Raw genomic sequence first — 19272 nt, 5'->3', positions numbered from 1 at the left:
GGGTGATGGTGCCCAGGGCCGCGGACCGCCGGGCGGCGGCCCGCGACCACGGCGGCGCTACGGAGCGACGCCGATGCCCTGGCCGGTGAACTCGACCCAGTTGAGGTTGCCGAAACCGCCGGTCGGGCCGCCGGGAACGGTGCGGAACACGAGGTAGAGCCGGTGCGTGCCGCCCGGGTCGGTGATCGGCACGCCTGTGCTGGTGAAGGCGTTGTTGCCGGTGGTCGCGTTGACCGTGGCGGTGGTCAGCAGGGGCCCGGTGGGGGAGTCGAGCCGGAACTCGACGCCGAACCGGGGCTGCCCGGCCGTGGCCGCGCTGCCGCCGGAGGTGCGCAGCGTCACCGACTGCATGTTCTGCAGGTTGACGGTGTTGTTGACCGCGATCCAGTCGCCCGGGTCGAGGCTGCCGCGCTGCTGCCCGCCGCCCGTGTCGGCGCTGGTCCCCACGGTGGTGCCGGACTCGTTCGCGGCGAACTCGACCTCCTGCCGCTTCGCCTGGATGATCTGCTGGTCGACGGTGGTCAGCGCCGGTTGGCCGTTGGCGCCGCCGTCGGTGTACGACGCGCTGACCACGCCGTAGATGTAGCCGCCGTGGGACGCGTCGTCCGGGTCGGTGGGCAGCACCCCGGAGCAGCCGAACTGGTTGGCCTCGCCGTGGCCGTGCTGGTCGTGGCCGAGGACGAAGGTCACCTCGACCTTGGCGCAGTCGACCGGCCCGTCCTCGGGGTCGGTGACGGTCACCGACCAGGGAATGTCGTCGCCCCAGCTGAAGAAGCCGCCTTCGAGCGGGGTGTTGACCGTGACGGTCGGCGCGGTGTTGCCGACGGTGATGGTGGTGTTCGCCGACGCGCTCTTGCCGCTGGAGTCGGTCACCGTCAGCCGGGCGGTGTACACCCCGTTGGCGGTGTAGGTGTGCGACGGGTTCGGGTCGACCGAGTCGGTGGTGCCGTTGCCGTCGAAGTCCCAGGCGAACGAGATCGAGTCCGCCGGGTCGGGGTCCTTGGAGCCCTCGCTGGAGAAGGCGACGGTCAGCGGCGCGATGCCGTTGGTGGGTGTCGCGGTGAGCACCGCGTTCGGTGCCCGCAGCCCCTTGACGTAGCTGAACTTCAGCATCGCCGCGTCCGGGTTGACGTTGAAGAACCCGTCGCCGTACGTCAGCAGGTAGAAGTTGCCGTCGGCGCCCCACTTCATGTCCATCGGGTTGTCGCAGAGGAACGGCTTGGCCGCGGTGGTGGGCGCCTGGCCGCAGTTCAGCACATTGTTGATCTTCAGGATGTCGCCCTTGGCGTCGAGCCGGACCTCCTTGAGGGTGTCCCGGGTGAACTCGCCGAAGAAGACCGCGCCGTCGTAGTACTCGGGGAACTTCGTCTCCGACCTCAGCTCCGGGTCGAAGTCGTAGCGGGCGGCGCCGTGCGGCCCGACGCCGCCGGTGCCGAGTTCCGGGAAGAGCACCGGGCAGGTCTGCGTCGGCGTCGACAGGTACGACTCCGGGCACGGGGTCGGCGCCTGGAACGAGTACCAGAGCTCGGACTTCTCGACCGCCGGCAGGTCGGTCAGGCCGGTGTTGTGCCGCGAGGTGTTCTTCGGCGCCGCGCAGTCGAACGGCGCGACCGGCGAGATCGGGCTGGTGGTCCAGTTCATCTCGATGTACGGCAGGTTCGGCTGCACGCACATCGGCCAGCCGTAGTTCGCCGGCTTGTCGATCACCATCATCCGGCCGGTGCCCGCCGGTCCCCGGCCGACCGCGGCCGTCGAGGAGTCGGGGGAGTAGTCGGTGACGTACGCGACGTCGTTCTTGTCCAGGGTGATCCGGAACGGGTTACGCAGGCCCATCGCGTAGATCTCCGGCCGGGTCTTCTCCGTGCCGGCCGGGAAGAGGTTGCCCGCCGGCACGGTGTACGAGCCGTCCGCCCCCACCGCGATGCGCAGCACCTTGCCGCGCAGGTCGTTGGTGTTGGTCGAGCTGCGCCGGGCGTCCACGAAGGGCGCCTGGTAGACCCCGGTGGCGCTGACCGAGTCGTTGTGTGGCGAGAAGCCGCCGGACCCGCCGCCACCGGCCGGGGTGTCGTCCCCGGTGACCAGCCAGAGGTTGTTCTTCGAGTCGAACGCGATGTCGCCGGCCACGTGGCAGCAGGCACCCCGGTCCACCGGCACCTGGAGGATCTTCTGCTCGGTGCTCAGGTCGAGCGAGGGGGTCTCACCGTCGACGAACTTGTAGCGGGAGAGCTGGAAGTATCCCTTCCACCGGTCCCAGGTGGCCGGATCGGTGCTGGTGGTCGGCGCGCCGCCGGCGGGGGTGTCCAGCGGGGGCGCGTAGTACAGGTAGACCCACTTGTTGGTGGCGAAGTCCCGGTCGATCGCCGGGCCGTACATCCCGTCCTCGCTGTGGGTGTAGACCGGGATCTGGGCCAGCACGGTGGTCTCGTTGCTCTCCGGGTCGTGCAGGCGTACGCCGCCGCGGCGGTCGGTCTGGATCACCCGCCCGTCGGGGAGCGTGTCGAAGCCGATCGGCTCGCTGACGTTCGGCTGGGCCCCGACCACCGTCATCTGGTAGTTGGCCAGCACGGTCGCGCCGCAGTCGCCGTCGGTCACGCCGGCCGCCCACTGGATCGCCCCGCCGAGGTGGGCGCGCAGGTCGGTGCTGCCGTAGCTCTCCGGCGTCGCGCCGAGTCCGGTGTAGAAGGAGCGGCCGCCCTGGTAGTCCTTGCACCAGGTGACCGGGTGGTCGAAGCCCATCGACCCGCCGGCGTACGTCTTCTCGTCCACGGTGGCCAGCACGTGCGACACGCCCCGGACGTTGTCGGCGAAGTTGTACCAGCGGTCGGTGTGCGTCCACCGTTCCGGCAGCCGTTCGGAGGCGGGGTGCACCCGGTCGGCGACGGTGACGGTGGCCGGGCTCGCCGACGTGGCGGCGCCGGTCGCCCGGGTGCCCAGGACCTTGTCCAGGAAGGACCAGCCGGGTTCGGCCTCGATGGCCGAGTGGACGCCGACGAAGCCGCCGCCGTCGCGGTAGTACTGCTCGAACGCGGCCTGCTGGCCGTCGGTGAGGACGTCGCCGGAGGTGTTCAGGAACACCACGGCGCGGAACTGCTTGAGATGCGGCTCGTCGAACTTGCGGGCGTCGTCGGTCACCTCGACGGTGAACCGCCGGTCGTTGCCGAGCTGCCGAATCGCGTCCACTCCGGCGGCGGTGGCGGCGTGGCTGCCTCCGGCGGACCGGGTGAACACGAGGACCTTGTAGTCCATGCCGTTGCTGGCGGGCACCGGGGCGGCGAGCGCCGGCGTCGGCTGCGGTGGTGCGGTCGCGACGAGTGTCGCGCCGACGAGGGTGAGAAGGCTGAGGTAGGCGGTGGCCCTTCGGCCGGTGGGTCTGCGCATCGAACCTCGCTCTGGTCGGGGCGGGTCCGCCTCAGCGCCGTCGCTGAGGAGGGTCGCTACGAGTACCAAGAGCCTGGCCAGGTTCTACGCAGGACGATATTTGCGCGCGGGACCAAAGAGAAGAGGTTGACGGCAGAAGTTTTCGATGTTTGGTGCGAACTTTTGCTTCAAATCGGCGAAAGTGGCATCGGCGGGGGTGGGGACGGGTCTGACCTGCCGTGTTTCCGGGCCCACACGCCAGCGGGCCGGTCGTCGACGACGACCGGCCCGCGTGGAAGGTGCGGTTAGAGGGTGCTGGCGTTGGTGCCCGTGCCCGACGGCTTGGGCCGCGCGGTGGTGGACGACGACGAGCTGGGGGAGCTCGACGAGCTGCCCGACTTCGCGCCGATGGTGGCAGGCGTGCCCGCGAACGCGTCGTCCGCCGCGGTCAGCTCCTGCTTGTTGCCGTTGCCGGTGCCCAGCTTCTCGCCGAGCTTGGACTGGCCGAGCTTGTCCTTGCCCTCGCTGTAGAGCCGGGTCGCCTGGGCCTGTGCGACACCCGCCGCCTCCTGGACGGTCGGGTGGTCGAGCACCTTACGGCCCCGGACGACCAGCTCCTCGTACTTCTCCCGGCCGGCACGGGCGCCCAGGACGAAGCCCGCAGCCAGCCCGCCAAGGAACATGATCTTTCCGCGCATGGCGGCTCCTTTCGTACCTGACGCTCCGCCGTTCCCGCCCGGAGATCCGGGGGGACCGACCATGTCGCGCCCTAGTCCTCTGTCGGCAGCTAACTACCCATCCTGCTCCGCGCTCATGCCTGGTTGTGCCGTGATGACGATTTGTCCGGTTTTATTCCTGCCGTGTCGCGGCCCTCCTAGGCGAGGGCTGGTGGAGGTAACCCCCTGGACCAGACCCCCCGGGAATCCTGTACTCTTGTGCCGTCGCCGAGCGCCGGGGAGATCCGGAGCGCGGTGACAAGCAGTCCCCCGTAGCTCAATTGGCAGAGCAGCCGGCTGTTAACCGGCAGGTTTTTGGTTCGAGTCCAAACGGGGGAGCTCACGCTCCACCCGCGCCCGTCGGCCCCGCCGACGGGCGTTTCTCGTTCCCACCGCTTGCCCCGCCCGCCCGGCCGCGACCTCCCCGGTGATCAAGAAGTTTGCGTCACCGACGGCCCGTCCGCAGACGCAAATTTCTTGATCACCGATGGGCACGGACCGTGGAGCGGGTGTGGGCCCCGCGTCCGGTTTCGGCCCGCTGGGGCGTGCTTGAGCGGCAGGATGGGCGATGTCGACTTAGACTCCCGCTGCGTCGATTGGTGCGTCGATTCAGGGACGGGTGGAGATGGCCGGAAGACGGGGACCTGGCGCGGCGACGCTGATCGCGGTGCTGGTGGTGCTCGGCTGGCTGGTGGTCGGCGGGATCGCCGGGCCGTACTCCGGGAAGCTGGGCGAGGTCGCCACCAACGACAACGCCTCGTTCCTGCCCGCCGACGCCGAAGCGACCCGGGCGCAGAACCTCGCCGGCGGCTTCGTGGAGCGGGAGAGCACCCCGGCGCTGGTGGTCTACGAGCGCGGCTCCGGCATCACCGACGCCGACAGGCAACGGGCGGCCGCCGACACCGCGCGGTTCGCCCAGGTCTCGGGCGTGCTCGGGCCGCTGCCGCCGCCGATCCCCAGTCAGGACGGTCAGGCGCTCCAGGTCGTCGTACCGATCGACGAGTCGGAGGGCGAGGCGATCGGCCGGGTGGTCGAGGAGCTGCGCGGGATCGCCGGCGGCGACCGGGACGGGCTGACCGTCGACGTCGCCGGACCGGCCGGGCTGCTGGCCGACCTGATCGAGGTGTTCGGCGCCATCGACGGGCCGCTGCTGCTGGTCACCCTGGTCGTGGTGCTGGCCATCCTGCTGATCGTCTACCGCAGCCCGGTGCTCTGGCTCTTTCCGCTGCTCGCGGCGGGGATGTCGTACGCGCTGGCGTCGGTGTTCGTCTACCACCTGGCGAAGAACGACGTGATCAAACTGAACGGGCAGGCGCAGGGCATCCTGACCGTGCTGGTCTTCGGCGCCGGCACCGACTACGCGCTGCTGCTGATCGCCCGCTACCGCGAGGAACTGCACCGGCACGAGCGGCCCTGGGACGCGATGAAGACCGCCTGGCGGGGCGCCGCCCCGGCGATCATCGCCTCCGGGGCCACCGTGATCGTCAGCCTGCTCTGCCTGCTGCTGTCCAGCCTCAACTCCAACCGGGCGCTCGGCCCGGTCGCCGCCGTCGGCATCGCCGCCACGCTGGTCGTGATGCTCACCTTCCTGCCGGCGCTGCTGGTGCTGGGCGGCCGGCGGGCGTTCTGGCCCCGCCGGCCCCGCGCCGACCAGGCCGACCTGCGGGCCGAGCACGGCATCTGGAGCCGGGTCGCCGGCTTCGTCGCCCGGCGCGCCCGCCCGGTCTGGTTGGTGACCGCCGCGGCGCTGGCCCTGCTCACCCTCGGCCTGGCCCAGCTCGGCGTCACCACCCTGGGCCAGTCCGACCTGTTCACCAACCGGACCGACTCGGTCGCCGGCCAGGAGGTCATCGCCCGGCACTACCCGGCCGGCACCGGCAGCCCGGCGACCATCTTCACCAACCAGGAGGCCGCCCAGGAGGTCGCCCGGGTGGCGCAGGGCGTGCGGGGCGTCGCCGCCGTACGGCCGGTGACCGGTGAGCGGGCCGGCCCGCCCGAGGAGAACGCGCCGCCCAAGGTGGTCGACGGCAAGGTGCAGCTGGAGGCGACCCTCTCCGACCCGCCGGACAGCGACGGCGCGGAACGGGCCATCCGTGACCTGCGCGCCGCCGTACACCGGGTCGCCGGCGCCGACGCCGTGGTCGGCGGCTTCACCGCGATCAACGTGGACACCTCCGCCGCCTCCACCCGCGACCGCAACGTGATCATCCCGGTGGTGCTGGTCGTCATCGCGGTGATCCTGGCCCTGCTGCTGCGCGCCCTGCTCGCCCCGGTGCTGCTGATCGCCACCGTGGTGCTGTCGTTCCTGGCCACCCTCGGCCTCTGCGCGCTGATCTTCCGGTACGTCCTCGACTTCCCCGGGGTCGACGCGTCCTTCCCGCTCTTCGCGTTCGTCTTCCTGGTCGCCCTCGGCATCGACTACAACATCTTCCTGATGAGCCGGGTCCGCGAGGAGTCGCTCAAGCGGGGCACCCGGGGCGGGGTGCTGGCCGGCCTCGCCGTGACCGGCGGGGTGATCACCTCCGCCGGCATCGTGCTCGCCGCGACCTTCTCCGCGCTGGCCGTCCTCCCGCTGGTGGTGCTGGTGGAGCTCGGCGTGGCGGTGGCGGTGGGCGTACTGCTGGACACCATCGTGGTCCGCTCGCTGCTGGTGCCCGCGCTGTCGTACGACATCGGGCCGAAAATCTGGTGGCCGAGCCGGCTGGCCCGGACGGCCCGGACCGGGACGGAGGCCAGGCATGCTGGCTGAGACGGATGTCGTCATCGTCGGCGGCGGCCTCGCCGGGCTGGCCGCCGCCCGCCGGCTGCACCGCGCCGGCGTGCCTTGGCGGCTGCTGGAGGCCGGTGGCCGGCTCGGCGGCCGGGTCGCCACCGACGTGGCCGACGGCTACCTGCTCGACCGCGGCTTCCAGGTGTTGAACACCGCCTACCCGAGGCTGGGCACCCTGCTCGACGTCGACAGCCTGGAGCTGGGTTGGTTCACCTCCGGGGTGCTGGTGCGCCGCGGCGACCGGCTCGACCGGCTGGTCAACCCGCTGCGCGAGCCCGGCGGCGCGCCCGGCACGGCCCTGGCCGGCATCGGCTCGCTACTCGACCGGATCCGCTTCGCCGCGCTCGCCACCGGCTGCGCCACCCTGCCGAAGAGCCGGCTGCTCACCGCACCGGAGACCACCACCGAGGCGGCGCTGCGCCGGGCCGGGCTCTCCGACGCGATCATCGAGGAGCTGCTGCGGCCGTTCCTGTCCGGTGTCCTCATCGACCGGGAGCTGGAGACCTCCAGCCACGTGCTGGCGATGATCCTGCGCTCCTTCGCGCGCGGCCGGATCGGCCTGCCCGCCCGGGGGATGGCCGCGCTACCCCGGGCCGTCGCCGAACCGCTGCCCGCCGACCTGATCGAGCTGGACACCCCGGTCGCCGAGGTGGCGCCCGGGCGGGTCCGCACCCAGGCCGGCGACATCGGCTGCCGCGCCGTCGTGGTCGCCGTCGACCCGCCCGCGGCGGGAATGCTGCTGCCCACCCTGGCCCGGGTACGCATGCACAGCTACACGACCTACTACCACAGCACGCCGCAGGCGCCGCTCGACGAGCCGATCCTGCTCATCGACGGGGACCGGCGGGAGCTGGTCGCCAACACCGTCGTGGTCAGCAACGCCGCCCCGACGTACGCGCCGGCCGGGTGGCACCTGGTGGCCACCTCGGTGGTCGGCCCGAGCGCCCCGCCCGAGCCGGCGATCCGGCGCGAGCTGGACCGGCTCTACGGACGCTCCACGGCGGACTGGACCCACCTGACGACCGTCGAGGTCTCCGACGCGCTGCCCGCCGCGCCGCCGCCGCAGGGGCGACTGCGCAAGCCGGTGGCGCTCGGCGACGGGCTGTTCGTGGCCGGCGACCACCGGGACAGCCCGTCGATCCAGGGGGCGCTGGCCAGCGGCTGGCGGACGGCCGGGGCGGTGCTGGCGGAGCTGCGCGCGGCGGGGTGATTCCAGGCCTTCTCCGGCGGCTGCTGACTGTTATCCTCACGTAGCCCATCGTGCTGGCGCGGGTGTCGGTTGTGCCGGTTCGGTGGTGGCCGGTGATCCGTCGAGCGGGTTACGATCCGGCGCGGTATCGGGGCGGTAGCTCAGCCGGTTAGAGCAGGGGACTCATAATCCCTCGGTCGCGGGTTCGAGTCCCGCCCGCCCCACTTCGATCCCTCATGCAAACGCCATGGAGCCGCGCCCCGGGTCGCCGAGCTGATGGCAGTCACCTGGCGCCGCCCACATCGATGTCACGCTTTCGCAGCATCGGACCCATTTCAGGCTCTGGTCCCGGGCCGGCCGAACTGACGAGGAGTCCATGGCGTACCGTGGCACCCCGCATGATCGCCTGTACAGAAGTTTCTGTACGGAAGGAGGAGACGGACGAGCTGGTGGTGCGCCCAACCCTGTGTCGCTCGGCGTGCCCGTCAGAACTTCCCCGCTGATTTCTCCAACCCACTCCACGTCCCACACGGAGGGCCTTTGCCGGACGCCTACGCCCGAAATGTGATGGCCAACCGGCCATGGCAGGTCCAGCACCGTCGCGGCCATCTCTGGCCGGGGGCCTGCCAGCCGCCGAGAGGACGTGTCAGATGACCTTTTTCGAATATCTGGAAAGCCGCCGTGACCTGCTGGTCGCCCAGACCATCGAGCACGCCACGATCGTGCTGATGGCGATAGCGCTGGCGACGCTCATCGGCATGTCCATCGCCGTCCTCACCTACCGCCACCGCCGCGCCCGGGGGATCGCCGTCGCGGTCGCCGCAACTGTGCTGACCATTCCCTCCTTCGCGTTGCTCGGCCTGCTGATCACGCCGCTGGGCCTGGGGTACCTCCCCGCGTTGGTCGCGCTGACCCTTTATGCCCTGTTGCCGATCATCCGTAACACGGTGGTGGGACTGACCGAGATCGACCCCGCGCTGACCGAGGCCGCCCGCGGCATCGGGATGAGCTGGGTACGGTCGCTGTGCACGGTCGAGATACCGCTGGCCTGGCCGGTCATCCTGACCGGTATCCGGGTCTCCACCCAGATGACGATGGGCATCGCGGCGATCGCCGCGTACGTCGGCGGGCCGGGCCTGGGCAACCAGATCTTCTCCGGCCTGGCCAACCTCGGCGGCGTCAATTCGCTGAACCAGGCCTTGATCGGCACGCTCGGCGTGGTCGTCCTCGCCCTCGTCGTGGACCTCTGCCTGGGCCTGCTCGGTGTGCTGACCCGGGGCAACCGGGGCAACCGGCGGGCCCGCTCGCGGTCAACCGCGCCGTTAACCGCCGGGCAACCGGACTCCGCCACGGCGCTCGCCGGCACGCCGTCCCTCGCGGCCCCGTCCACCCCTCAGGGAGGCCAACGATGACCGCTGACGTGATGATCGAACTGCAACAGGTCAGCAAGCTCTACCGGGGACAGAAGACCCCTGCGGTCGAGGACGTCTCGATGACCATCCGGCGCGGCGAGATCGTCGTGCTGGTCGGCCCTTCCGGCTGCGGCAAGACCACCACCATGAAGATGATCAATCGATTGATTGAACCCAGCTCCGGGCGGATCATGGTGGACGGATCCGACGTCACCTCGCTCAACCCGACCGAGCTGCGCCGGCGCATCGGGTACGTCATCCAGCAGGTCGGGCTCTTCCCGCACATGAGCGTGGCGACCAACGTCGGGTTGGTGCCGAAGATGCTCGGTTGGGACCGCAAGCGAATCGACGCCCGGGTGGACGAGCTGCTGCACCTGGTCGGGCTGGAGCCCGGCCAGTACCGGCACCGCCTGCCCCGCCAGCTTTCGGGCGGCCAGCAACAGCGCGTCGGGGTTGTCCGGGCGCTGGCTGCCGATCCGCCGGTGATGCTGATGGACGAGCCGTTCGGCGCCACCGATCCGTTGACCCGGGACCGGCTGCAGAACGAGTTCCTCCGGCTGCAGGAGAAGCTGCAGAAGACCATCGTCTTCGTCACCCACGACTTCGACGAGGCGATCAAGATGGGCAGCCGCATCGCGGTGCTCGGCGACCGGTCGAGCATCCGCCAGTTCGACACCCCCGAGCGGCTGCTGAGCAATCCCGTGGACAAGACGGTGGCCCAGTTCATCGGTGCCGGCGCCTCACTCAAGCAGCTCAACCTGCGGCGGGTCGACGCGGTCGACTGGGACGAGGCAGAGTTGGTCCGGCTGGATGACTCGCCGACATCGGCGCTGCGCCGGTTGGACGAGACCGGTGAGTGGGCCGTACTGAGCGTCGACAGCGAGCGACGTCCCGTGCATTGGATCACCGCTCGGGACCTGGATCCGCATCAGGACAACCTGCGCGGGATCGGCGGACCGGCCACCGTGGTGGAACCCCGTGCCACGCTGCACGACGCGCTCGACGCGATGCTCAGCAGCAGCAGTGGTGCTGCAGTGGTGGTCGACGACGCCGGCCGGTACCGCGGCACCGTGACCATCGACCGGCTGATGCGGGCGATCGGTGAGATGCGCGAGACCGAGCGGCGCCGCGATCAGCCGGTGTCGGAGGCGCCGGAGACAGCGGACGGGCCGAGAGCCGATGCGGTGCCCGGGCAGCGCCGTGGCGCCCGGTCGGCGGCGGATCGGCAGACGCCATGAGTGTGGGTACCGTCGGCTCCGGTCAGCTCGCGGACGCCCCGCCATCGCGGTGGCGGCCTCTGCTGCGCCGGCATGCGACCATGCCGCTGGTGCTCGCGGCGGCGCTGCTCGCCACGTACCTCTGGGTGGGCTCGCTTGCCCTCGACGACATCGAGCGACGCTCGCTCAACGCCGGGCACCTGTTCCGGGTGACCGGCCAGCACGTCTCGATCTCCGCGATGACCGCCCTGCTGGTGGTGGTGATCGCGGTCAGCGCCGGCGTCCTGCTCACCCGCCCGGCGCTGCGCTGGCTGGCACCGTTCGTCACCGCTCTGGCCAACATCGGCCAGGCGACGCCGGCCATCGGGCTGCTGGTGCTGCTCAGTATCTGGCTGGGCATCGGCGCCGGCACCGCGTTGATCGGGCTGGTGGCCTATGCCGTGTTGCCCGTGCTGCGTAACACGATCGCCGGGATCAACCAGGTCGACCGGCATCTGATCGAGGCGGGTCGGGGCATCGGCATGTCCCCGCTCGCGGTGCTGCTCCGGGTCGAGTTGCCGCTGGCGGTACCGGTGATTTTCGCCGGCGTACGCACCGCGCTCGTGCTCGCGGTCGGGGTCGCCACGCTCGCCACCTTCATCGACGCGGGCGGACTCGGCGGATTGATCGTGACCGGGATCAAGCTTCAGCGTGATCCCGTCCTGATCACCGGTGCGGTACTCACCGCCGCTCTCGCCCTGACGCTGGACTGGCTCGGCGGTGTGATCGCCGATCTGCTCCGGCCGCCCGGGCTCGACTGATCCGCAGATCATCCACATCCCCTTTCCCCAACCGACGCCCCGTGCGTCGTGGAGGCCGTCAATGCGTACCCAAACACCCCTTTGCCGGCTGGCCGCCGGCACCGCACTCGTCGCGCTGGCACTGACCGGTTGCTCGGTCACCACGCAGGACTCCGGCGGGGAGGTGGCGGTCGGAGCGGGGTCGATCAAGAAGGACGACGCGCTCGCCGGCCAGACGCTCGTGGTCGGCTCCAAGGACTTCACCGAGAACATCGTTTTCGGTCACATCACCATGCTGGCGCTGAAGGCGGCGGGCGCGAACGTGACCGACAAGACCAACATCAAGGGGTCGGTCAACGTCCGCAAGGGACTGCTCGCCGGCGAGGTCGATGTGTACTGGGAGTACACCGGCACCGCCTGGATCACCTACCTGAACCACACCGATCCGATCCCGGACTCCCGTCAGCAGTACGACGCGGTGGTCAAGGAGGACAAGGAGAAGAACCAGGTCGTCTGGGGTGGCATCGCGCCGGCCAACAACACCTACGCGTTGGCGGTGCGTGCGGAGAAGGCCAAGGAGTGGAACCTGCGGACCCTGTCCGACCTCGCGGCGTTCGCCAAGAGCAAGCCGGCCGACGCGACTTTCTGCCTGGAGAGCGAGTTCGCCGGACGGAACGACGGGTGGCCCGGCCTGACGAAGATGTACGACATGAACCTGCCGAAGTCCAACATCAGGACCGTCGACACCGGAGTCGTCTACACCGAGACGAAGAAGGGCGAGTCCTGCAACTTCGGTGAGGTGTTCACCACCGACGGCCGGATCAGCAACCTCGACCTGGTGGTGCTGGAGGACGACAAGAGCTTCTTCCCGATCTACAACCCGGCGCTGACGGTCAACGGCGCGACGGCCGCCAAGTACCCGAGCCTGACCAAGATCCTTGAACCGATCACGGCCAAGCTCGACGACGACACCATCCGCAAGCTCAACGAGCGCGTCGACGTCAAGGGCGAGCCGGTGGCGCAGGTCGCCGCAGACTGGTTGAAGGAAGAGGGCTTCATCGCCTGATCTTCCGTGCGACCGCGAGCGGCTCCCCGGGCCCGGAGAGCCGCTCGTGGTCGTACCTCATCGGCCTTGACCTGGTCCGATCCAGCGGAAGTGGAGTTCCGGCGATCGTGGCGGGGTGGTTCGCATGGTGGTACCTCCGGCCCACCACGCAAAGACCCAGCTCAGCCATGCTGTCGGCGACCTGGGCGAGCCCGCGTCAAGATCCGGACCAACGCCGTCGGTCCGCACTGAGTCCGCAGCAGCGCGAGCCGCCGCACGGGCATCGGGTTTACCGACGAAGTTCGGATCCGCCACGTCGACCTGATCGATGGATCGTGGCCTAGGCTGGGTCGTCATGAACGAGCCGCGCGGGTCAGGAGTCCTCCGTCATCAGCCGTTGCATGACGGGTTCGTACCGGCGCAAGGGCAGCAGCAGGGCTTCGCCGACGCCATCGACCGGCACATCGAGGAACACTTCGGGCCTGTCGAGTTCGTCTACCACGAGGTTGCGTCGCACCTGGTCGGCGTGCACGTCTATGTCGTGGCACCGACCGAGGAACGCCCCTATCGGACGCTGATCACGTCTGGGATGAGTGAGCTGCCGATGACGGTCCCCGAGGGCCATGGCATCAGCCCGTACGCCGAACTGATGCTCTGCCTGCCGGCCGACTGGCCGCTGACTCGGCTGACCGGGCTGGATGACGACCCGGCCGGCTGGCCGGTGCGAGTCCTCAAGCAGGTGGCCCGGCTGCCGCACGAGTATGGGACCTGGATCGGCGAATGGCATTCCGTGCCGAACGGCGATCCCGCGCAGCCGTACGCTACGGACTCCCCGTTCGCCGGAGTCGTTGTCACGCCGATGCTGCGTGTGCTGCCCGAGGCTCGCACGATTGCGGGCCCCGGTGGCATTCAGATCGCGTTGCTCGCGCTGATTCCGCTGCACCCGGAGGAGATAGCAGTCAAGGTCGAACGCGGCACAGACGCACTCATCGAAGTGCTCGACCGTGGCCGCGTCACCGAACTGCTGGAGCCGCGCCGGCCCTCGTACGCCTGACGGTTGGATCCTGCACGTACCGGTCTAAAGATCACCGTACGGGCTGCTGCCGCGATCGCGGGCCGAGGTGCCTGCTGACGACCTCCGGCCGGCATCGGCCGGCTGACCGGCCACGCTTGGGACGACCAAAGCCCTTGAAGACCTCGGGGCTCCGCCCCGAACCCCGGCCCTCGTCAGAGATCGGCTGAGCGGCGGACGCCGCTGGACGACTGTCTGCGTACCATGATGGTTCGCTCAACTCCGACGGAGCGATTCCACCGACTGGCCAGGACGCCAGTTACCTGCGGGCTCTGGTCGATGGTTCGTTGCTGGCTCGCTCGGTAACGAGCCGTCTCCCGTTCGCGACGGGCCAAGCAGGGCGACGACTGCTGCCACGATCGTCTCGATGGCCGGAGCTTCATGGTCTGAGGTGTCGATCTCAACGACGGCGTCGACGCCCTCCGGCGGTTCGAAGATCGACCGTTTCATCTCACCCCGCTGGAACAGGGATAGGAGCTGATGGTCAATGGTCCCGCCATCGGCCGCCCGAGCGCCAAGTCGCCGGCCGATGACCGCCTCCTTGGCGACGACGTGAACAGCCAGCACTCGGGTGCCACATGCGAGCAGCACGCCCAGCAACTCGCGGGACAACACCGAGGACTCCACGACGAAGCTCACCCCTGAGGCCGCGAGCAGCCGGATTGCGTCGACCATCACGGCCTCAGCCCGGCGGCTGACGGGACCACCGGCAACGTGGAAGTCCCGGTCGAGCCGGACCCGCCCGTCCTCGGCGACGGAGGCGGATGACAGCCCAAGGCCTGTCTTGATCTCATCGCGGGTCAGGAACGGGATACCGAATCGGCCGGCCGTTGCAGAGGCAATGGTGGTCTTCCCAGCCCCCGGACACCCGCAGACAGCGATCACCACCGGCCGTTCCGTCACCAGCATTCGCCGATCCTGGCAGACCCGCAGACCCGCACCGTTCCCGCACCGGCGCAGTGTGACCGGGGGCGTGGTACGCCGGCCGCGGCCGCATGCCTAATCTTCAGCAGCCCGCCACAGCGGCACGCTTCAGACCGGCGCAAGCAAGGTGTCGAATACGGAGAAGAAAGTGTCGAAGGCGGCGGGGGAGCGGTCGGTACGCGCCCGGATGAGCGTGCCTTCCCAGGCGTTGACGAGGAAGCCGGCGGTGACCTCGGGGTCGACGTCGGCGCGGATCGTCCCGGCACGCTGCGCCTCGACAAGGGTTGTCGCGATGAGGCCGGCCCACGTGTCGAGGCTGTGCCGTACGGCGTCCCGGATGGCGTCCCGGTGGTCGACGATCTCGGTGCCGAAGTTGCCGTACAGGCAGCCGCGGTTGTACCCGTATCGGACGACCTCGTCGCGGAGGAACTCGAAGTGCGCCCGGAGCCGCTGCACCGGCGGGACCGAGCTGTCGGTGAGGTCCTCGAGCCGGCGTCCGGCGCCGTACCGCTCCAGCGCCACGATGGCGAGGGCTTCCTTGCTCTCGAAGTGGTTGTAGAACGACCCCTTCGGTACGCCGGCCGCCTGGGTGATGTCGTTGACGCCGGCGGCGTTGTACCCGCGGGCGTGGAACCGGTCGAGCGCGGCCGTGACGATCTCTTCGCGCGTGCTCTTCCTGGCCAAGACGGACCACCTCCCGGGGCAAATATGACCGGTCGTCTTGTCCGCGTCAAGCCCGCGATCATGTGATCCAGCGCTCGTTGCCGCTTCTAAGACGACCGGTCATATTCAACCCCGGGCCGGGTAACCAGCGCCTGGTCAACCGGGTGTCTACCCCGGGACGACGGATCTACATCACCGAGGAGAATTGATCGTGAGCGACCTTACGAACGCCGTCATCGAGGCCCACGGCGGCCTCGACCGCTATCAGCAGTTCAGCTCGGCCACTGCCCACTTCCGCTCCGGCGGAGCGCTGTGGGCCATCAAGGGCCAGGAGGGAATTTTCGACCAGGCCGCCGTACGGGTCGACCTGCGCCGACAGCACGCCAGTCACTTCCCGTTCAAGGCGCCTGACCTGCACACCTCGTTCACCGCCCAGCGAGTGGCCGTGGAGAGCGACACTGGCGAGGTGAAGGCTGAGCGCCTCAACCCCCGTGCCTCCTTCGCCGGCCACGTCCTCGAAACCCCCTGGGACGACCTGGACGTCGCCTACTTCGCCGGCTACGCCATGTGGACGTACCTGACGTCCCCGTTCACCTTCGCGAGGCCCGACTTCCAGGCCCAGGAGCTGTCTCCCGTGACCGAGGAGGGGGAGACCTGGAACCGTCTCAAGGTCGTCTTCCCCGAGGGCATCGCCACCCACTCCCGGGAGCAGACGTTCTACTTCGACCAGGACGGGCTGCTGCGCCGGCACGACTACACGGCCGAGGTCCTCAACGCGGGGCCGGCCGCGCACTACTGCTCGGACCACAAGGAGTTCGGCGGCATTATGGTCCCGACCCGGCGGCGCGTCTACCCGCTGTCTGAGGACGGAACCGTGGTGCGCGACATCGAGCTCGTCACCATCGACATCGACGATGTCGTGTTCGCCTGACGCCGGATAGCCGCTGATGTCCCCCTGCCGCGCGTTCTCGGTCAGGGGGACCATCCGGCTCGACGCGCCCGTCGGAGGGCAGTGCGAGGACGAGCGCTGGGTCGCGTTCGGCTAGGAGATCAACGCCGCCGGTACCTGATGGCGTCGGTCAACGCGCTCAACCGGTAGCGCAGCACCCGGGCGTGCCCGATCGACAACACCACCCGGTGAGCGGTGGTGGACACTGTCGCCGTCAACGCCACGACCGGTTCGGCCGCCGGGTGGGTCGTCTGCACCAACCCCACGGTCAGGATCGACGCCTCGGATCGGTTGGTGTCGACATCAGTCACCCGCGACCGGTGTTCCCCGCGCTGGTGGCACCCGGCCCGGTCGCACCAGCGGGGGCGCAACGGCCAGTCGGCCGCCAGCGTCCCGGTGGCGAATACGTGGACGTCTCCGCATTTCCGTTCGACGCCGGGCACCGAGGCCGCGGCCGCTGCCGTGAACCCGGCCGCCGTTATGGCGTCGGCCGCCGGCTCGGGATGGTCAGGGCAGGCATAGGCGACGGCGTCCAACGACCCGCCGTCCGATGAACCGCTGTAGACCTCGATGCGGACGGCCGCTGGTTCCCCGCAACCGTCGATAACGAACGGTAGATTCGCCATGGGTCGCACCTCCGATGTGCGATCAAGTCCCCCGGTCAGCGTGCGCGCGCGAGCCGGGGGGCGTCGGTCAACAGTGCCAACTTCGAACCGTACCCATGTTGGCCTCTGCTGTGAACGCCTTCGGTTGGCCAATCTGTAACCCCGATACGTTTGGCCTATCTCGATGCCAGCGAAGATGGCCAAGTGGATCTCGACCGGGCTATGCGCGCACTGAGGGTCGCCGAAGAGGCGCTACCGCAGGCGGAGGAACGCGCCGCACAGGCCGCCCGGCAGATCAAGGCCGACGCCCGTGCCCGGGTTGAACAGGCCCGGGCCGAGCTGCACCGCGCGATGGTGGCGGAGTACCGGGCTGGCACGCGGCAGGTGGATCTGGTGAAGAGGACGGGCTACTCCCGCGAACGGGTCCGGCAGATCCTGCGGGCCGGCGGCATTGAAGCGGACTGACCCTCAGGGTGATCGTCGGCCCCTGGTCGGCCGGAATGACGCTGACCTGGACAAACCACATCGGCACCCGGACCGGCCTGCTCGGTCCGACCGTAGTTCGCCCAGCTGGCATCGACCCAACGCAGACCGGGTCGACCGGGGACGTGAGGACCTAGTTCACCCGGTTCTTCTCTTGCTCGGCGCTCACGCCGTCGCCGCGTAGGTCGAACGTGACGGTGGCCTGCCCGTGGTGTCGTCCTGCGAAATTTACGAATTCGACGACGGTCAGTTCGCGGCCATCACCTCCCGACTTGTGGAGCTGTGGCGGGTGCCACCGAGGCAGGCGCGCGGTCACCGGCAGCAGTTTGCCCCTGCCGGTGGCCGGGTCGGTGCCCGGCATCGGCAATCCAGTGCTGGTTGGCTGCCGACACGCGTTTCAAAAGCGGCAATCCGTGACGCGCAGGCAGGACGAGGCTGCCGCTTCTTCTTGAGCAGGAACCCATATTCCAAGCGATGGTGGACAGCGTCCTTCCCGAGTCGCGGCGCGGGCTTTGTAGCCGGTGGATGAACAGGTGAGAATCTCCACAAAGGATCCTCCGCTCGGCATCGATTCGACTTACGCCGATACGCTCATGGTCCGCTTGGAATCCGCCGCGAGGGGAGAATTGATTGTCTACGATCGCTGTCCGGAGGTCTGTGGGCCGGGAACGTTCAGTGGTGACAACTGTCATCACCGCGGCCGTTCTTTCGCTTACGCCAGCAGTTGCAGTTGCCGCTCCGGCCGATGAGCCGGCGCCGCCCACCGATGCACAGCTGGCGTTCTTGACGCCGGAGCAGTACGAGGCGCGCTGGGGTGCATCGGCCGCTGGCGAGGTGTCGGCGTCGATGCCGTCGGACGCGGCTGATGCTGCCGTCCCTGCGGGTGTCGTTGATTCGACAGCAGTCACCAGCGAAGACAGGGCTTCGGCTCCAGCCTTGGATCCGGGCGGTGGCCAGGACGCTAAGTGGTGGACCATCATCTGGGACTACAAGGATCTGCGTGGGACCACGACTCCGATTCGGCTCGGCGACAGCAAGCTCGGCTACAGTCACTACGCCCAGCGCCACAACCTGACCTCAAGCAAGCCGATCAAGGCGGCATTCCAGACACACAAGCCGGACAAGGCCAGCGGTGCTCGTCTCGAATACATCTCGTGGGCGACGGACATGTCCAATGGGTCGGTCCGGCTCCAGGTTCGGGTGATCGTCCAAGCGGCCACGCGGACCGACGACGGAAAGTACCGCACGCCTGATGGCAAAAACGTCGGTGTCATCACCGCGTACTGTCAGGGCTACAACAAGTGCCCCGCTTGGGTGAACAAGATCTGACGAGGGCCGGAGGCGATGACGACGGTGGCGACGGACGCGGCGGACATGGCTTTCAGCTATCTGGCCCGGAACCTGATTCCCCTGGTGGTCGCACCGCCGGGTCCGTTGCCGCGCAACCGTCCTCGATTGCGTGGTCTGGTCCGGGTCGGTGACGAACGTGTCCGGGTGGCCCTAACTGTCGATCCCTCGACCGCTGACGGTGTGGCGATCGAATTCCCTCTCATCGAGGGCGAGGAGCCGCTGGCCGCCGAGGCGGTGGTCGACTTCATCCGTACCGTCGATGTGGAAGATTTGGTCCGGGCCGTCGGACATCGGCCCCAGTACGACAGCCACCGTAATGCCGTCGTCGATGCCGGGTCCGTCGGCTTCGATGCCCCACGCGGTGAGTCGGTGACGGACCTCAACCTGTTCGCCCTCTTCAGCCTGTTGGTGCACGGTGGCGGCTTCCCCTGGTTCGAAGACGTCTACACGTTCGCCGGGTTCATGCTGACCGGCGATGGCTCCTGCCGCTGCTACGTCCGGGTGACCGGGACCGGAGCCGTCTACGGGCTGGACATCCCACTGCGCGACACCGCTGGACGGCCGGTGTCCGGTTACACCAGCCTTCCCCAGGAGTTGACGCCGCTCATCCGTGAGAAGGACCTGTTCCGCCAACCGCAGGTCGACGACGAGGACGACTACTGCGAGGCGGTGCACGACCTGGCCCAGTGGGTCTGAGTACGACGCGGGCGTCGAGCGCTGACCCGGCGCATGGAAGCCGGC

17 protein-coding genes and 2 tRNA genes are annotated in these 19272 nt (G+C 69.2%); 13 read left to right on the top strand and 6 right to left on the bottom strand.

All coding sequences use genetic code 11. The features are described from left to right. Positions 1–57: 57 nt before the first annotated feature. The gene (locus tag M2302_RS12255; RefSeq protein WP_280838038.1) at positions 58–3378 is read right to left on the bottom strand and encodes a ThuA domain-containing protein; all 3321 of its coding nucleotides are present in this window, start codon (positions 3376–3378) and stop codon (positions 58–60) included. Between the two features lie 284 nt (positions 3379–3662). Beyond that, positions 3663–4055, bottom strand: coding sequence for a hypothetical protein (locus M2302_RS12250; RefSeq protein WP_280838037.1), 393 nt, complete (start codon positions 4053–4055; stop codon positions 3663–3665). A gap of 284 nt (positions 4056–4339) precedes the next feature. Here M2302_RS12250 and M2302_RS12245 point away from each other — a divergent pair. The 9 genes from M2302_RS12245 (at position 4340) to M2302_RS12205 (ending at position 13539) form a co-directional block, all read left to right on the top strand. After that, a tRNA-Asn gene (locus M2302_RS12245) sits at positions 4340–4412 on the top strand. Between the two features lie 286 nt (positions 4413–4698). Next, complete coding sequence (locus M2302_RS12240; protein ID WP_280838036.1) at positions 4699–6822, top strand: MMPL family transporter; 2124 nt, start codon at positions 4699–4701, stop codon at positions 6820–6822. Continuing rightward, positions 6812–8053 carry an NAD(P)/FAD-dependent oxidoreductase gene (locus M2302_RS12235; RefSeq protein ID WP_280838035.1) on the top strand — a complete coding sequence of 414 codons (1242 nt, stop codon included), beginning with the start codon at positions 6812–6814 and terminating at the stop codon, positions 8051–8053. Before M2302_RS12240 ends, M2302_RS12235 begins: the two co-directional genes overlap by 11 nt. A gap of 129 nt (positions 8054–8182) precedes the next feature. After that, positions 8183–8256: transfer RNA gene (locus M2302_RS12230), tRNA-Ile, on the top strand. Between the two features lie 426 nt (positions 8257–8682). Further along, entirely contained in the window at positions 8683–9444 is a 762-nt protein-coding gene (locus M2302_RS12225) for an ABC transporter permease (protein WP_280838034.1), read from the top strand. Then, positions 9441–10682, top strand: a complete 1242-nt coding sequence (locus M2302_RS12220) for a betaine/proline/choline family ABC transporter ATP-binding protein (RefSeq protein ID WP_308220894.1) — start codon at positions 9441–9443, stop codon at positions 10680–10682. The genes M2302_RS12225 and M2302_RS12220 overlap by 4 nt, the downstream gene beginning before the upstream one ends. Beyond that, a complete protein-coding gene (locus M2302_RS12215; RefSeq protein ID WP_210776324.1) occupies positions 10679–11461 on the top strand; it encodes an ABC transporter permease in 783 nt (260 codons plus the stop codon). Before M2302_RS12220 ends, M2302_RS12215 begins: the two co-directional genes overlap by 4 nt. A 61-nt stretch (positions 11462–11522) precedes the next feature. Continuing rightward, positions 11523–12506 carry a glycine betaine ABC transporter substrate-binding protein gene (locus M2302_RS12210; RefSeq protein WP_280838033.1) on the top strand — a complete coding sequence of 328 codons (984 nt, stop codon included), beginning with the start codon at positions 11523–11525 and terminating at the stop codon, positions 12504–12506. A gap of 334 nt (positions 12507–12840) precedes the next feature. After that, positions 12841–13539: a suppressor of fused domain protein gene (locus M2302_RS12205; protein WP_280838032.1), complete on the top strand. Its 699-nt coding sequence runs from the start codon at positions 12841–12843 to the stop codon at positions 13537–13539. 234 nt (positions 13540–13773) lie between these two features. Here M2302_RS12205 and M2302_RS12200 read toward each other — a convergent pair whose 3' ends face one another. Both M2302_RS12200 and M2302_RS12195 read right to left on the bottom strand, forming a co-directional pair. Then, on the bottom strand, positions 13774–14466 hold the full coding sequence (locus tag M2302_RS12200) for an AAA family ATPase (RefSeq protein WP_280838031.1): 693 nt from the start codon (positions 14464–14466) through the stop codon (positions 13774–13776). A gap of 123 nt (positions 14467–14589) precedes the next feature. Next, on the bottom strand, positions 14590–15165 hold the full coding sequence (locus M2302_RS12195) for a TetR/AcrR family transcriptional regulator (RefSeq protein WP_280838030.1): 576 nt from the start codon (positions 15163–15165) through the stop codon (positions 14590–14592). 190 nt (positions 15166–15355) lie between these two features. Here M2302_RS12195 and M2302_RS12190 point away from each other — a divergent pair, with 190 nt between their 5' ends. After that, a complete protein-coding gene (locus tag M2302_RS12190) occupies positions 15356–16075 on the top strand; it encodes a hypothetical protein (RefSeq protein ID WP_280838029.1) in 720 nt (239 codons plus the stop codon). 119 nt (positions 16076–16194) lie between these two features. Here the strand turns inward: M2302_RS12190 and M2302_RS12185 are convergent, their stop codons facing one another. Then, positions 16195–16404, bottom strand: a complete 210-nt coding sequence (locus M2302_RS12185) for a hypothetical protein (RefSeq protein ID WP_280838028.1) — start codon at positions 16402–16404, stop codon at positions 16195–16197. A gap of 498 nt (positions 16405–16902) precedes the next feature. Here M2302_RS12185 and M2302_RS12180 point away from each other — a divergent pair, with 498 nt between their 5' ends. Then, positions 16903–17163 (top strand): hypothetical protein, encoded by a 261-nt coding sequence (locus M2302_RS12180; RefSeq protein WP_280838027.1) that lies wholly within the window; start codon positions 16903–16905, stop codon positions 17161–17163. A gap of 151 nt (positions 17164–17314) precedes the next feature. On the opposite strand, the gene M2302_RS12175 is transcribed toward M2302_RS12180, so the two are convergent. Further along, a complete protein-coding gene (locus tag M2302_RS12175; protein WP_280838026.1) occupies positions 17315–17542 on the bottom strand; it encodes a hypothetical protein in 228 nt (75 codons plus the stop codon). 317 nt (positions 17543–17859) lie between these two features. Between M2302_RS12175 and M2302_RS12170 the strand changes: the two genes are divergently transcribed. Together M2302_RS12170 and M2302_RS12165 are read left to right on the top strand one after the other, a co-directional pair. Next, positions 17860–18510, top strand: coding sequence for a hypothetical protein (locus M2302_RS12170; protein ID WP_280838025.1), 651 nt, complete (start codon positions 17860–17862; stop codon positions 18508–18510). A gap of 15 nt (positions 18511–18525) precedes the next feature. Continuing rightward, positions 18526–19227: a hypothetical protein gene (locus tag M2302_RS12165; protein WP_280838024.1), complete on the top strand. Its 702-nt coding sequence runs from the start codon at positions 18526–18528 to the stop codon at positions 19225–19227. Positions 19228–19272 lie beyond the last annotated feature (45 nt).

Source organism: Micromonospora sp. A200 (assembly GCF_029893845.1).
In the GTDB taxonomy this organism is placed as follows: domain Bacteria; phylum Actinomycetota; class Actinomycetes; order Mycobacteriales; family Micromonosporaceae; genus Micromonospora; species Micromonospora purpureochromogenes.
The sequence above is the reverse complement of the archived record's forward strand: the minus strand, read 5'-3'. Positions and strand labels throughout refer to the sequence as shown.